This window comes from Pseudoalteromonas sp. CH_XMU1449-3, assembly GCF_037027245.1.
Taxonomy (GTDB): domain Bacteria; phylum Pseudomonadota; class Gammaproteobacteria; order Enterobacterales; family Alteromonadaceae; genus Pseudoalteromonas; species Pseudoalteromonas shioyasakiensis.
In genome coordinates, this window is the sequence record NZ_JAYMDY010000007.1 from 91,273 (window position 1) to 105,043 (window position 13,771).

A 13,771-nucleotide genomic window follows, 5' to 3' on the forward strand; every position below is an offset into this window, starting at 1 on the left:
AGCGAAAATCTATTCTAAGGCATGTAACAGCCTAAGTGACATCTACTTTAGCTACTTTTCAACAGCATTTAATTATCAAATATATTTCTAGTTTCTTGCAAAGGATACATAGTAAATAAAAGCTGATAACCAATATTTGTCTTCATTAATTAGCTTGTTAGCATATTTTACACTAATCAATTTCAATACAGATATAGTTTGGCGCTAATTTATCAGCAAGCCAATGCCAGCTAAATTCAATATTAACCTTTTCAACTTTAAATTGATAATTCACTTCAACCCCATCGTCCCGATAGTCAGTTTGGTTAGAGAACTTATGCGTAATAGTTTCAGGTTGAAATTGTGGGTTCATAGCAACAACTTCTTCATTAACTAACAAATCGCCAGTATAAATTTCACCTCTAGAGTAAAATTCACTTAAACGTACAGATATACATTTGATAATTGAACCTTGAATATGATAACTAACACTCCCTTTTTCATGATATCCATCAGGTAAACTTGAACAGCTCCCCAACACAAGATTAAAAACTTCAAATGAATCTAGGTTGATACACATAATCCCAAGCCCAAAAATATGCTTATAGCTAACTAGTAGCGTGTTTATTTAAACATGAAAATTCGCTTTTTTATTATTACTTTCTACCAGACTAATTAACTAATTGCTAGGCAAAAGAAAGCTTTACAATAGAAGGCACTAATTTCAGATAAACCGAGTGATGGTTAATACTTAACTTTTGAACATAACCTTTACGTGTTAGGTATATAGAGATAGATAGGAGAGCTGCAAAGTTAGATGTTAATCTTTAAGCGAATCTAAAATGTATTAAGTAACAGTAATCAATTTAGCGCTTTAAGCACCTTCAAACTTTACTACACGCGAACGGCCATTCTCTTTGGCAATATAAAGTGCTTTATCGGCATTATTCAAAAGCTCATCAAGTGAAATGCCGTCATTACCATACACAGCAACACCAGCGCTAAACGACATGCCTATATTTGAATTATCAGGTGTCATTAGCTTTATGGTCTTAGTTGTTTGAAGTAGTTTTTCTGTATTGGCAAAACAAAACGTGTCTTTATTGTTTATTTGAATAAGGCAAAACTCTTCACCGCCAAGTCTTGCAAAATAACACGTATCATCAATGCTATCTTTTACATGCTTCGCAAATGTGACTAATACTTGGTCGCCAAAATCATGGCCAAATGAATCATTAAAACGCTTAAAGTGATCAAGATCGATCAGAGAAACAGTACAACTAAACTCTTTATGATTTGATTGTAATTGACTGAATTTTGCAAACAAGGCTCGCCTATTTGGCACATTTGTTAATTGGTCAGTATGAGCAAGTTCAAACATTTGCTTACAGTAGTCTTCTAACAATGAGTTTGTCCTGTTAAACAAAAACTGATTTCTCTTAAGTTCGGTTATATCCTCACCTTCAACAATGACGTTCTCACCGACTACATTGGCAGTAAACCTAAATATATGACGATATGAAGCATCATTAATTTCTACTTCAAGCTTATCTGTATCATTTTCTAATAATTTTGAAATAATTAATTGTACTAAGCCTCTGTTAGTTGGATTGTTCGATGCATTTAGATAATGCTGTGCAACAAGTTGAAATGAGTTGTTTTGAAATACTTCCTTGTGTTCATTAGCCGAAAAAACAACGACAGGTAACTGCAAATAATTTAAAACAGAATAATCCGCGTTGTTTTGTTCTAATGACATACGATAAAGTCTCGTTTTGTTTCAAGCTTAGCTATGACTTGCTTCGCGTCGTCTTCTGATATTCCTTGTTCAGAAAATGTAAGCGACAAGATATTTATCATTTCTTGCCAATCTTTAAGATTAATACCTAAATTTTTATGGGCTTGTGCTAGCTGTTCATCACTGATGTAATCAGGTCCACCCATTAAAGATGAGATAAAACTTGTTTGATGATGAATCAGCCTTTCCATATTGGTATTTTTAAAATGTGAATTAAGGGTTTCTGACTTCAAAATATTGTCATAAAACTTTTCTATGACATTATAAATTCTAGAAAAACCACCGTACTTGATGAACAAAGAAGATTCCACACCGAGTCCTGTATTATCGATAAACATTTAACTAGCTAATAAGGCACCGCAAAAGATGACAAGAAAGTCTGCAAGCTATTGATATTTAAATTATAGAAAGGAAAAGAGATTTTGCATTTTTTGAATAAGCAATAATGCGATTATTCTCATTTTTTGCACGTGTATATTATTTCCCCCCTCTTACACACCATATCTGTTGATTAAAAATCTTAAATCTAAAGATAAGCTGAGATTGAAATTCACCCCAATATAGTATGATGTGTTCTTTTTATCATTAATGACTATCACAACGAATAATCACGTTCTACTTTAGCAATACGCGTTGTAAACGCACTGTACCATTTGTCTCTGCCGAGCTGCTGGGCGTTTAAGTGCTCAACGTTTTGTTTCCAGGCTTTTATTGCATCTAAGCTTTGCCAATACGACACCGTAATACCCAAACCATCACGAACAGACTCCATACCTAAATACCCAGGTTGTTGCTCTGCAAGCTCAACCATTCTATTAGCCACTTCTTCATAACCGACGGTATCATCTGATAAGGTATTCGTAAAAATCACGGCGTAATATGGCGGTTTTGGTGTATTCGCTATCATAGCTGTTACTTCCCTCTACTTGGTTCAAAACCATCATAACATGGTATTTCTGCGTCAAATGTATCCCAATTTGCTTTAGAGCTTACAAAGTTATGGCTAATCGGACGCTCGTTTATATCGCTATCTAATAAACCTAAGCGAATACGTAAGCGGCTTGGGTCATCTTTATTTTCGCTATAAATAGGCGAGCCACAACAGCTACAAAAATAGCGAATTCTGCCGGGTTTAAATTCAAACGCACTTAAATGCTGCTTGCCTTCTGTGAGGTTAAAACCATCTCGTTGAATAAAGCCATTGGTTGCGTAGGCTGTGCCTGAGTTTTTACGACATAAGGAGCAATGACAATGAATAATTGAGTCTATGCCACCAGCAATAGTTACTTTTACTTTGCTGCACAAACAACTTCCTTGATACATAGTCCCTCTCAGGTTTAAAGATTAATAACCGCGATGCTTCCAAAATTCAGTGGCAGTGCCTTCGGCTTCCTTTAATAAGTTAAAGGATTTATCAGCAATTATATGGCCATTTAACTCAATAGTCATGCGCCAAATACCTACTTTATTATCAACAGGTGCCCATATCGTATCACCTAAATAAAACTGCCAATCGTTTGTTTTAACGTACTGTTCGCCCTCGAAAGGTGGCATGATCTCGCCATCTTCATCGGGGATATCTGGGTGGTAAACGCAAAATTTAATTTTTTGTCCTTTGGCCTTTTTAATGTTAACTATAAAGCCAAATTCAATATCTAACTGTGCAGGAACGTCTGTTGTAAACTCGGTGATTTGAGGCAGGTCTTTTTCTTTTGCATCCCAATGACTGTAAATGCCGTAACTTTCAATACTGGTAATTGGTTTGGCTTTTGCCATAGCTGCAAGCGCTCCTTTTTAAAAATGAGGCGCTATTTTATAGTAGCAACCCTAGCAGAACAAGATTGTACTATTATAGTAATTAACTAATGTATTTTACCCAATGTGCGTCATGTTCTTGAAAACCACATTTAGTTAAAAGTTTAATACTGGCGCTGTTATTTTGGTTAACTAAAGCTAACACACTGTTTAGCGGAGCAGGTACAAAGGTCGTGAGTTTTTCAAATAGCATATCTAGTACCTTTTGCATTATTCCTTTGCCAAAGTATTGTGACGATAACTCAAACCCCAACATGCCCTGCCCGTCAATTATGTTAAATATGCCTACGCTGCCAATAACCTGCCCACTACTTCGTAAAACAATAACTAAACGAATGCCTTGTTGATTATAAAAACGTTCTATGTCGCCTTGAATAAAGTCATACACGTCACCTTTCGTTATATCAGCATCGTAATCGTTAAATGTTTGCACTTGGGGATCTTTTAAAATATCCCATATCGCTTGGCAATCTCTATGACGAATTGGGCGTAAGTCAAAGGCTAAGTCATCGTGGCAAGACACGTTAATTTCTTCTTTTTGCTTTATGAGCTGGCATTATTGTCTTACTATAAACGCAATTTCAAGCAATTAGATTAAGTTCGATGAGTGAAGAATTTAAAGTAATTCAACCTACCACTACAGTTTACTGTAAAGAGCGCGGTGAAGGCTGGACCTTAACAGGGATCACCAGTATTGATGAACACACATCTGTAATGTTCGATGGTGTAAGGTATACCTTACCGGCCCGTGAAATTGTTGAGGTATTATTGCCACAACAACTCGAGCGAGAGAAAAACCAACAATAAAAAAAGCCAGCATTAAGCTGGCTTTTTCGTGTTTAAAATTAACGTAATGCGTTAATACGCTCATCAAGTGGTGGGTGTGATGAGAATAACTCGGCAACACCTTTACCGCTTGCAATACCAAACGCCATCATTGAACCTTCTAGTTGTGATGGGTGGTTTTGTTTTAAACGCTCAAGGGCGCTACGCATTTTGTCTGCACCTACTAGTTTAGCTGCACCGGCATCCGCAGAGAATTCGCGTTTACGGCTATAGTAAGCAACAATCACACTTGCTAGAACACCAAATAACATTTGGAAAATCATATCGAACAAGAAGTAAGTCCAGCTACTACCGCCCTCTTCTTCATCACTATTAAGGAAGTTATCAACAATACCTGCCAATACTTTCGCCATAAAGATAACAAAGGTATTCACTACACCTTGAATAAGAGTAAGCGTTACCATGTCACCATTTGCAATGTGGGATACCTCATGAGCCAATACCGCCTCAGCTTGATCTTGATTCATGTTGTGTAATAAACCTGTGCTCACAGCCACCAGCGAGTTGTTCTTACTTGGACCAGTCGCAAATGCGTTCATTTCAGGGCTATCGTAAATAGCCACTTCTGGCATTGCGATACCTGCTTTTTTCGCTTGCGCAGCTACCGTCGAAACTAACCATTGTTCTGTTTCAGAACGAGGCTGTTCAATAACATGTGCACCGGTTGATTTTTTTGCCATCCATTTCGACATAAATAACGAAATAAACGAGCCACCAAAACCAAATACAGTTGAGATAACTAAAATGCCGCCTAAACTGCGATGGCTAATACCCAGTACGCTCATCACAATAGACAACACAATACCTAACACTAGCATTACCGCTAAGTTTGTAAGTAGAAACAAAAATACACGCTTCATAAAAACCTCAGAATAAACATACCAATTGTATTAACTAACGACATGGTTAAAAATCGTTAGTTAATAAAATTATCTGGGTGTTCTACCAACTCAGTTTAGGGCTTATGCAATTGGTTGCAAGGAACTAATTGCAACCAATTGTGACAGAGTATGTCAAAAGTAACAACTCAATTATTATGGGTTGATAGATAAAATTTCAAGTAAGGTTTTGTAAATTTTTAATTTAGGGGTGCCGTCTGTATACGGACTAATCGCTAAAAGCGGGAAAGGTAATGCTGATTTTAGTGTTTCTAAATTGGCCTCTTGTTCACGCATGTTTGGGTCTACATGATTTGCTATCCAACCCACACAATTTACACCGAGCGCTTTAAAGTGAGCAGCTGTCAATAGTGCGTGATTAAGGCAACCAAGCTTCATGCCTACTACTAGCACAACATCAAGGTTTTGTGATTTAACCCAATCGCAGAGTAAATCGGTTTCGTTGATAGGTAAACACCAACCTCCTGCACCTTCTGTAAGAATATAATCGGTATTGAGTGCTTTTACATTTGCATAAGCAGTATCGAGCTTATCAAATGTCAGTCTGTCACCTACTTGGGCAGCTGCAATATGCGGTGCAATGGGTGGCTCATAGGTAAAGGGGTTAACTATGTTATATTTAACCCCAATTGATGAGCTTTCCATTAAGGTTAATGCATCATCATTGACTAGCTGCCCAAATGCTTCTTCTGCACCTGCTGCAATGGGTTTAAAACCCACCGCACGTTGTTTATGTTGAGCTAGTAAGTTTAATAATAAACTGGTGACATGGGTTTTTCCGGCATCGGTGTCTGTACCCGTGATAAAAAATTCTTTCATTTTTGAGTTAATTCTTTTTTTCTAGTTCTAAAAGGACAACTTGATAGCTCACTCTAGCATGCCCATCAACCAGAGGGTAAGCCTTACAAACACTATTAAGTGCCTGCCTTGTTAATAACCCTTGACGTTTTTGCTTAGTTTGCAATGATGTAGCACCAATTGCTTTTATTGAACGCAGTGCTTCTAATGGAGAGTTATAGGCATCTACATAACATCTATCAGCTGCAAAATTGAGTTTAAACCCCGCCAATTTTGCATACTCAATAATATGACTAGCACAATGAAACTGATTAATATGGTTTTGCTCGTCTAAACAAGCAAAAGCCTGTTTGATTTCTGTAAGGGATCCATCTACCACACAGCTTAAATAAACCTTGCCGCCTGCTTTTAGGGAGTAAAAAAGACTTTTAAGTAGCCCTTTTAAATCAGCAGACCATTGCATTGCAAAATTACTAAACACACAATCTAGCGAATTTTGCTGTAATGGTAGGTTATCCATATCAGCACACACTTTTAAACAATGCGGGTTTTGTTCTGTGCTGAGCATGGAATGACTTAAATCCATTGCTAATACAGTATCAAAGTGTGTTTTAAGCATTGCCGTGTTAACTAAAGGCCCAGCACCTAAATCAAGGCAAGTACCCTGCTGATGTTTACTGGCCATCATTTTGAATAAGTGCGCAGCCGCTTGTTTTTGAACATTAGCATGGCTCGCGTAATTTGCAGCCGCTTTAGAGAACTTAGTTTGTGTTGTTAGCTTATTACTGTGTTGAAAGCTTAAAGGCGCTTGCAGTTGAACACTCATAAACACTCCACTAGCGAATCAACAAGCTGTTTTATATCGTCAGCTTGATGTGCGCTACTTATGGTGACTCTAAGTCGTGCCGTATTAAAAGGCACCGTTGGCGGTCTAATAGCGGTTAACCACACGCCTTTCTCTTTAAGCTTATTAGCAACGGCAAGCGTGTGTTCTGCATCGCCCAATACCAAAGGCTGAATAGCCGTTGTTGATTCCATTAATGCTAAGTTATGCTCTTTGGCAAGCGCTCTAAAGTAGGCAATATTCTCTGAAAGCTGAGAGCGTCTCTTATCTGCTTTTAGTAACTTTTCGAGTCGTTCAAGAGTACAACTTGCCATCAGTGGTGACATTGCCGTTGAATAAATGTATTCACGATTAAACTGCAGCATGTAATCAATCATTTTCTTTGATGCAAGCAGGCAAGCACCACTACTTGCTAGTGCCTTGCCAAAGGTGATGATCAGTAAATCAGGCTTGATTACCTCACAACTCCCTAAGCCTTGCTCGCCTAATACGCCAAAGCCATGGGCGTCGTCAATCATCAACCACGCATTGTATTGTTTAGCAAGTTTACAGAGCGCTTCAATGGGGGCTTGATCGCCATCCATCGAAAACACCCCTTCGCTCACTATGAGCTTATGCTTTGCTTTTGACTTTTGTAACCGAGATTCTAAGTGCCTAAGGTCGTTATGATTAAACCGCACCATGGCAGCGGCAGAATGAAGGCCACCATCGATTAGGCTGGCATGATTAAGCTTATCTTGAAAAATTGCCGATGATTGCGCCACGCTTTTATCTTGAAACAACGCTTTTAATACGCTGCTATTGGCACTAAACCCGCTGTTAAATAACATGGCGCTTTCATAACCTAATAACTCACATAAACGCTGTTCAAGCTGTTGTTGTGGTTTATTATAACCATTCACTAATGCTGAACTGTGGCTACCTAGATGCTGCGCTTGTATTTCAATAAAATCATCAGCAAAGCCAAGGTAGTCATTACTGGCAAAATTTAAATACTGTTTACCTGCAACCTGAATAAAGCGCCCGGTTGATTGCTCAACAAGTTGGCGCTTTCTCAGTAATGCATCTGCTTGTCGCTCAACAAGATGCTCGGCAATAAAATCAAAAGCCATTTAAATATTACGCTTCGTAAAATAGTTCTGATGTTGCTTTATCAGCAACTTTTGATGAAAGTGATGCTGCAACCGCTTCATCAGAATAATCTTCACGGGTTTCTGGGTTCATGCCTAATTTTTTAATCAGCATCATGTCAGCGTCTGCTTCAGGGTTTTCTGTAGTCAGTAGTTTATCACCGTAGAAAATTGAATTAGCACCAGCAAAGAAACACATAGATTGCATTTGTTCATTCATCGCCGTACGGCCAGCAGATAAACGAACATAGCTTTTCGGCATCATTATACGTGCAACAGCAATGGTACGAATAAACTCAAAGTGGTCTAAGTCTTCGACATCTTCAAGTGGCGTGCCTTTAACCTTAACCAACATATTAATTGGCACACTCTCTGGCTGCTGCGGCAAATTAGCTAATTGCATTAATAAACCAAAACGGTCAGCAGCCTGCTCGCCCATACCAACAATACCACCAGAGCACACTTTCATGCCGGCATCGCGCACGTTATCGATGGTGTTTAAACGGTCTTGGTAAGTACGTGTTGTAATGATCTGCTGGTAATACTCAGGTGATGTATCTAAGTTATGGTTGTAATAATCAAGGCCCGCGTCTTTTAATGCATGGGCTTTTTCGTTATCCAGCATGCCAAGCGTCATACAGGTTTCAAGGCCTAGCTCTTTAACCTCTTTTACCATTTTTGAAATATATGGCATGTCACGTTCTTTCGGATCAGACCACGCAGCACCCATACAAAAACGGGTTGCGCCTTTTTCTTTAGCAACACGCGCTTGCTCAACCACTTTTTCTACTTCCATAAGGCGTTCACGGTCTAAGTCTGTTTTATAATGACCTGACTGAGGACAATATTTGCAATCTTCTGGGCAAGCACCGGTTTTAATCGATAACAAAGTAGAAATTTGTACTTCATTTGGATTGAAGTTTTCACGATGCACACTGGCCGCTTTAAATAACAAATCATTGAACGGCATTTCGAATAATGCTTTTACTTCTTGGTGAGTCCAATCGTGACGGACAACTGCGTGCTCCATAATAGTCTCTTTTTTTAAATTATTGGGACGGTTTGATTGGCTTAGTCTACGACTTGTCGTAACATTGTCAACGAACTGAAGCGATATAAAGTTTACATATGATTAATAAACAACCAATAGATTTAGATTTTGATCGTGAGCATATTTGGCACCCTTATACTTCTATGACTCAGCCCCTTCCCGTTTACCCAGTCAGTCATGCCAATGCAAATCGTATTTTCTTAGAAACAGGCGAAAGCCTAATAGATGGTATGGCCTCTTGGTGGAGTGCGATTCATGGTTACTGCCACCCTGTTTTAAATGAAGCAATAACAGCACAAGTTAGCAAAATGAGCCATGTCATGTTTGGTGGTTTAACTCATGAGCCTGCTGTTGAACTGAGTAAAAAGCTAGTCAGTATCACACCTGAGTCACTCGATAAGGTGTTCTTAGCCGACAGTGGCTCTGTGAGTGTTGAAGTAGCAATAAAAATGGCTCTTCAATACTGGCTGAGTAAAGGACATACTGGTAAACAAAAACTAATGACGCCACTTAAGGGCTATCATGGTGACACCTTTGCTGCCATGAGTGTCTGCGACCCTGTAAATTCAATGCACAGTATGTACTCTGGTTTTTTACCTGAGCATGTTTTTGTACCTGCGCCGAGTGCTAAATTTAATGGCGAGTTTAGCCCTGCAGAAGCTGATACGCTTGAAAGCTACTTTGCAGCTCACCACCAAGATGTTGCGGCATTTATCATTGAACCCATAGTGCAAAATGCTGGGGGCATGAATTTTTACCACCCTGATTACTTAAAACACTTACGCATTCTGTGTGATAAGTATGATGTTTTACTTATTTGTGATGAAATCGCTACAGGCTTTGGTCGCACCGGCACCTTGTTTGCTGTTGAGCACGCCAACATTGAGCCTGATATTTTATGTATTGGCAAAGCATTAACGGGCGGCATGATGACGCTCTCAGCGACATTAACCACCAGCAAAGTCGCTATTGGCATTAGTGAAGGTGAAGCCGGCGTATTAATGCATGGCCCAACATTTATGGGTAACCCACTTGCCTGTGCCACAGCCTGCGCGAGTATTGATTTACTATTAGAGCAACCGTGGCAAGAACAAATTGAACATATAAATGATGTACTAACAACCCAGCTTGCAAAGTGTAAGCAACTTGATGCAGTCGTTGATGTGCGAACATTGGGGGCAATTGGAGTTGTTGAGCTTAATCAAGCTGTTGATGTAGCAAAAATTCAACGCTTTTTTATAGAGCAAGGTGTGTGGATACGCCCGTTTGGCAAGTTAATTTATTTGATGCCGCCTTACATAAGCGACGAACAAAGCTTAACTAAGTTATGCAATGCTATTTATGCAGCCATTGAACAACAGGCGTATTGAAAAACCAGGCAATTAAAAAAGGAAGCTAATGCTTCCTTTTCCTTTAAACTTTACCATTCAAACATATAAGCCATTTTACTGATCATTCGAAGCGGTACTTTATGTTCACAGCGCTTGGCGTAAAGATGCTGCAATGATTTATCTTTAATTTCACCAACGATCACTTCTTTTACTTGATAACCCAGTGCGGTAGCCGCTTGTGCATAGGCGATAAATTCCCACTTTTTAATATTAGTGTTATCAACAATTACTAACGGAATTTCTTCTGCTAAGGCATTAATAAAGCGTGCAAGGTTTAGATTGTGATACTCAGATAACTTGTACTTATCAAATTGATACACACCTTCGCTATTGTAAAAATAATCATCTGTTGCGCACACGACATAATCACTTTCATTACCAGCTACCAACTCATCAGCAAGGCTTTGTGCGTAATATGATTTACCTGAGCCTGGTAAGCCGCGAAGAATAAAAACTTGTTTCATAGCACCTGTTATACAATTTAATTAAAGACTAAAGGACAGTTATCCTGTTGAGAATTGTTAATAATGCCACAAAATAACCAATTAGCGCAGCGAGAATTTAAATAAACGCAAATTTTACGCAAAATATTGCTGCTATTTTACTCAATTGAAGAAAAACTACTAAAGAGTACGCCTCAATAGTTTTTTTATTTGATTTACGAGGGTAAGATAGTCGATTCAAGTGCAATGCACAGCATTATTATATTAGGCAACTTATATCATTGGAGTGAAGATGAGCCATTTAGCGATTTCAGAGCTATTAAAAGGCAAGGTTGCGGTAGACAGCCAAGTAACAGTAAAAGGCTGGATCCGTACACGCCGCGATTCAAAAGCAGGAATTTCATTTTTAGCCGTTCATGACGGTTCGTGTTTTGATCCTATTCAAGCGGTAGTACCTAATTCACTCAATAATTATGATGAAGTAACACGTTTAACTGCGGGTTGTTCTGTATCTGTAACAGGTGTTCTTGTGCCTTCTGCAGGTCAAGGTCAGTCTTTCGAAATTCAAGCTAACTCTGTAGAAGTATTAGGTTGGGTTGAGAACCCAGACACCTACCCTATGTCTGCGAAACGTCACAGCATTGAATATTTACGTGAGCACGCACACCTTCGCCCTCGTACTAACATCATTGGCGCGGTAACCCGTGTACGTAACTGTTTAGCACAAGCGATTCACCGTTTTTATCATGAGCAAGGTTACTACTGGATCAGCACACCGATCATCACTGCAAGTGACTGTGAAGGTGCCGGTGAAATGTTCCGTGTATCTACTTTAGATATGCAAAACTTACCACGCACAGATAAAGGCGATATCGATTACAGTGAAGATTTCTTCGGTAAAGAAGCATTCTTAACAGTATCTGGTCAATTAAATGGTGAGACATATGCCTCAGCAATGTCAAAAATCTATACCTTTGGCCCAACTTTTCGTGCTGAGAACTCAAACACATCTCGTCACTTAGCAGAGTTTTGGATGGTTGAACCTGAAGTTGCATTCGCAGATTTAGAAGATATCGCAAAACTTGCTGAAGACATGCTGAAATATGTTTTCAATGCAGTATTAACTGAGCGTCGTGATGATATGGAATTCTTTGCACAACGTGTTGAGAAAACAGCTATCTCTCGTTTAGAAGAGTTCGTAACTAAAGATTTCGCACAAGTTGATTACACAGATGCTATCGAAATCTTAAAAGAGTGTGGTAAGAAGTTCGAATACCCTGTTGAATGGGGTGTAGATTTACAGTCTGAGCACGAACGTTACCTTGCTGAAGAGCACTTTAATGCGCCAGTAGTTATTAAAAACTACCCGCGTGATATTAAAGCCTTCTACATGCGTCAAAACGAAGACGGCAAAACAGTGGCAGCGATGGACGTAGTTGCACCAGGTATTGGTGAAATCATCGGTGGTTCTCAACGTGAAGAGCGTCTAGATGTATTAGATAAGCGTCTAAAAGAAATGGGCTTAAACAAAGAAGATTACAGCTGGTACCGCGACCTACGTAAATACGGTACTGTACCGCACTCAGGTTTTGGTCTAGGTTTTGAGCGTTTAGTTGCATATGTAACAGGTATGGGTAACGTACGTGACGTTATCGCCTTCCCTCGTACAAAAGGCAGCGCGACTTACTAATAAGTAACGCCACATAATTTAAAAGCCGCTTTCGAGCGGCTTTTTTGTGTGTAAATCATTAAATATTTTAAAGTTTACAGCCTAAAGAATTAGCAAAGCCAGACACATTGCCTATATTGATAGGAAGCTAACTATTAAGGAGTTTGTGTCTATATGCTATTTCGCTCGATGAAAGCCCTTTTGCTATCTACAACTCTTATTTCTGCACATAGTGCGTATGCAATTGAAGAAAATATTTATTCGAAGCCTATTTTTATTGCTGGCTCAACCACAGTGACAGAATTATTAGTCGATATAAAAGACGACTTAAGCCAAGAATTTGGAAATAGTATACAAATTAGGCCAATGGGCAGTGACAAAGGGATTAAAGCCATTGCCGATAATGTAATTGATATTGGCACCAGCTCTCGATATTTAACAAAAGAAGAGCAACAACGCTGGCCCTTTTTGCGGCAAATAATCATAGCCCAAGATGCAATCGCATTTTTTGTAAATAAAAACTTAAACATCACTGAACTTACCACTAAAGAGCTGAGCGATATCTACCAAGGAAAACTAAAGGCGTGGTCTGAGGTTTCTCCTTATACTCCCGAGCTAAGCGCAAAAAATGATGAGATCCTGCTTTTTAGTAAAGGCACTAGTCATGGTAGTTTTGATGTGTTTTTGGAATATTTAAACTTAGATTATATACAAGAGCCAGGCAGTAATTACATACGCCTAAAAATGGCGGGTAATAGAGGTTTATTTTCTAAACAAAAAGTAGAGCTTTATGATCAGTTCAATCAAGCGCTGGGTATAGTCCAGCGTATTCCAAATGCCATTGCCTATGATTCATATGGCGCTATTAGTAAATTAGAAAATGACAGACGTATTAATCGAGTAACGTTACTTGAGATCGACGGTGTAAGCCCTTCTGTTGAATCAATTCAAAGTGGCGACTATGCCTTTGTAAGGCCGCTGGTGCTAATAGTAAACACACAATCACCCCGCTCAAAAAAGATTGGCGACAAGCTCGCTGTGATTGTTAAATCAAACAAGATACAACAGAAAATGCTTGAGTTTGGTTACCTTCCGGTAAAATAGTTAA

At 38.9% G+C, this 13,771-nt stretch carries 17 protein-coding genes; 4 read left to right on the forward strand and 13 right to left on the reverse strand.

All coding sequences use genetic code 11. From position 1 onward, the window contains the following. Positions 1-172: 172 nt before the first annotated feature. The 7 genes from WA256_RS10580 to WA256_RS10610 all read right to left on the reverse strand — a co-directional run bounded on the left by WA256_RS10580 (position 173) and on the right by WA256_RS10610 (position 4,115). Positions 173-352: a hypothetical protein gene (locus tag WA256_RS10580; protein WP_335991157.1), complete on the reverse strand. Its 180-nt coding sequence runs from the start codon at positions 350-352 to the stop codon at positions 173-175. A 501-nt stretch (positions 353-853) separates the two neighbouring features. Further along, positions 854-1,738: a GGDEF domain-containing protein gene (locus WA256_RS10585; RefSeq protein ID WP_335991160.1), complete on the reverse strand. Its 885-nt coding sequence runs from the start codon at positions 1,736-1,738 to the stop codon at positions 854-856. Then, positions 1,729-2,115: a group I truncated hemoglobin gene (locus WA256_RS10590; protein ID WP_335991162.1), complete on the reverse strand. Its 387-nt coding sequence runs from the start codon at positions 2,113-2,115 to the stop codon at positions 1,729-1,731. Before WA256_RS10590 ends, WA256_RS10585 begins: the two co-directional genes overlap by 10 nt. A gap of 257 nt (positions 2,116-2,372) precedes the next feature. Next, on the reverse strand, positions 2,373-2,684 hold the full coding sequence (locus WA256_RS10595; protein WP_335991165.1) for an antibiotic biosynthesis monooxygenase family protein: 312 nt from the start codon (positions 2,682-2,684) through the stop codon (positions 2,373-2,375). 5 nt (positions 2,685-2,689) lie between these two features. After that, the gene (locus tag WA256_RS10600) at positions 2,690-3,100 is read right to left on the reverse strand and encodes a GFA family protein (RefSeq protein WP_335991169.1); all 411 of its coding nucleotides are present in this window, start codon (positions 3,098-3,100) and stop codon (positions 2,690-2,692) included. Between the two features lie 21 nt (positions 3,101-3,121). After that, positions 3,122-3,553, reverse strand: a complete 432-nt coding sequence (locus tag WA256_RS10605) for a DUF3859 domain-containing protein (protein ID WP_054553896.1) — start codon at positions 3,551-3,553, stop codon at positions 3,122-3,124. 82 nt (positions 3,554-3,635) lie between these two features. Then, a complete protein-coding gene (locus WA256_RS10610) occupies positions 3,636-4,115 on the reverse strand; it encodes a GNAT family N-acetyltransferase (protein WP_335991172.1) in 480 nt (159 codons plus the stop codon). Between the two features lie 80 nt (positions 4,116-4,195). Here WA256_RS10610 and WA256_RS10615 point away from each other — a divergent pair, with 80 nt between their 5' ends. Next, entirely contained in the window at positions 4,196-4,399 is a 204-nt protein-coding gene (locus WA256_RS10615) for a hypothetical protein (protein ID WP_054561447.1), read from the forward strand. Positions 4,400-4,437: 38 nt separating this feature from the next. On the opposite strand, the gene htpX is transcribed toward WA256_RS10615, so the two are convergent. The 5 genes from htpX to bioB all read right to left on the reverse strand — a co-directional run bounded on the left by htpX (position 4,438) and on the right by bioB (position 9,139). Continuing rightward, on the reverse strand, positions 4,438-5,298 hold the full coding sequence (htpX, locus tag WA256_RS10620; protein WP_054561446.1) for a protease HtpX: 861 nt from the start codon (positions 5,296-5,298) through the stop codon (positions 4,438-4,440). Positions 5,299-5,472: 174 nt separating this feature from the next. Next, positions 5,473-6,156: a dethiobiotin synthase gene (gene bioD, locus WA256_RS10625; protein WP_130166356.1), complete on the reverse strand. Its 684-nt coding sequence runs from the start codon at positions 6,154-6,156 to the stop codon at positions 5,473-5,475. Between the two features lie 7 nt (positions 6,157-6,163). After that, on the reverse strand, positions 6,164-6,961 hold the full coding sequence (locus WA256_RS10630; protein ID WP_335991177.1) for a methyltransferase domain-containing protein: 798 nt from the start codon (positions 6,959-6,961) through the stop codon (positions 6,164-6,166). Further along, on the reverse strand, positions 6,958-8,091 hold the full coding sequence (locus WA256_RS10635) for an aminotransferase class I/II-fold pyridoxal phosphate-dependent enzyme (RefSeq protein ID WP_130166358.1): 1,134 nt from the start codon (positions 8,089-8,091) through the stop codon (positions 6,958-6,960). Before WA256_RS10635 ends, WA256_RS10630 begins: the two co-directional genes overlap by 4 nt. 7 nt (positions 8,092-8,098) lie before the next feature. Beyond that, a complete protein-coding gene (bioB, locus tag WA256_RS10640; RefSeq protein ID WP_054553903.1) occupies positions 8,099-9,139 on the reverse strand; it encodes a biotin synthase BioB in 1,041 nt (346 codons plus the stop codon). Positions 9,140-9,237: 98 nt separating this feature from the next. Here bioB and bioA point away from each other — a divergent pair, with 98 nt between their 5' ends. Beyond that, the gene (bioA, locus tag WA256_RS10645) at positions 9,238-10,530 is read left to right on the forward strand and encodes an adenosylmethionine--8-amino-7-oxononanoate transaminase (RefSeq protein WP_063527893.1); all 1,293 of its coding nucleotides are present in this window, start codon (positions 9,238-9,240) and stop codon (positions 10,528-10,530) included. A gap of 50 nt (positions 10,531-10,580) precedes the next feature. Here bioA and WA256_RS10650 read toward each other — a convergent pair whose 3' ends face one another. Next, positions 10,581-11,015: an ATP-binding protein gene (locus tag WA256_RS10650; protein ID WP_054561441.1), complete on the reverse strand. Its 435-nt coding sequence runs from the start codon at positions 11,013-11,015 to the stop codon at positions 10,581-10,583. A 271-nt stretch (positions 11,016-11,286) separates the two neighbouring features. On the opposite strand from WA256_RS10650, the gene asnS reads away from it, so the two are divergent. Further along, positions 11,287-12,684 carry an asparagine--tRNA ligase gene (asnS, locus tag WA256_RS10655; RefSeq protein ID WP_335991183.1) on the forward strand — a complete coding sequence of 466 codons (1,398 nt, stop codon included), beginning with the start codon at positions 11,287-11,289 and terminating at the stop codon, positions 12,682-12,684. A 153-nt stretch (positions 12,685-12,837) separates the two neighbouring features. Further along, positions 12,838-13,767, forward strand: coding sequence for a substrate-binding domain-containing protein (locus tag WA256_RS10660; protein ID WP_335991185.1), 930 nt, complete (start codon positions 12,838-12,840; stop codon positions 13,765-13,767). Positions 13,768-13,771: the final 4 nt, after the last annotated feature.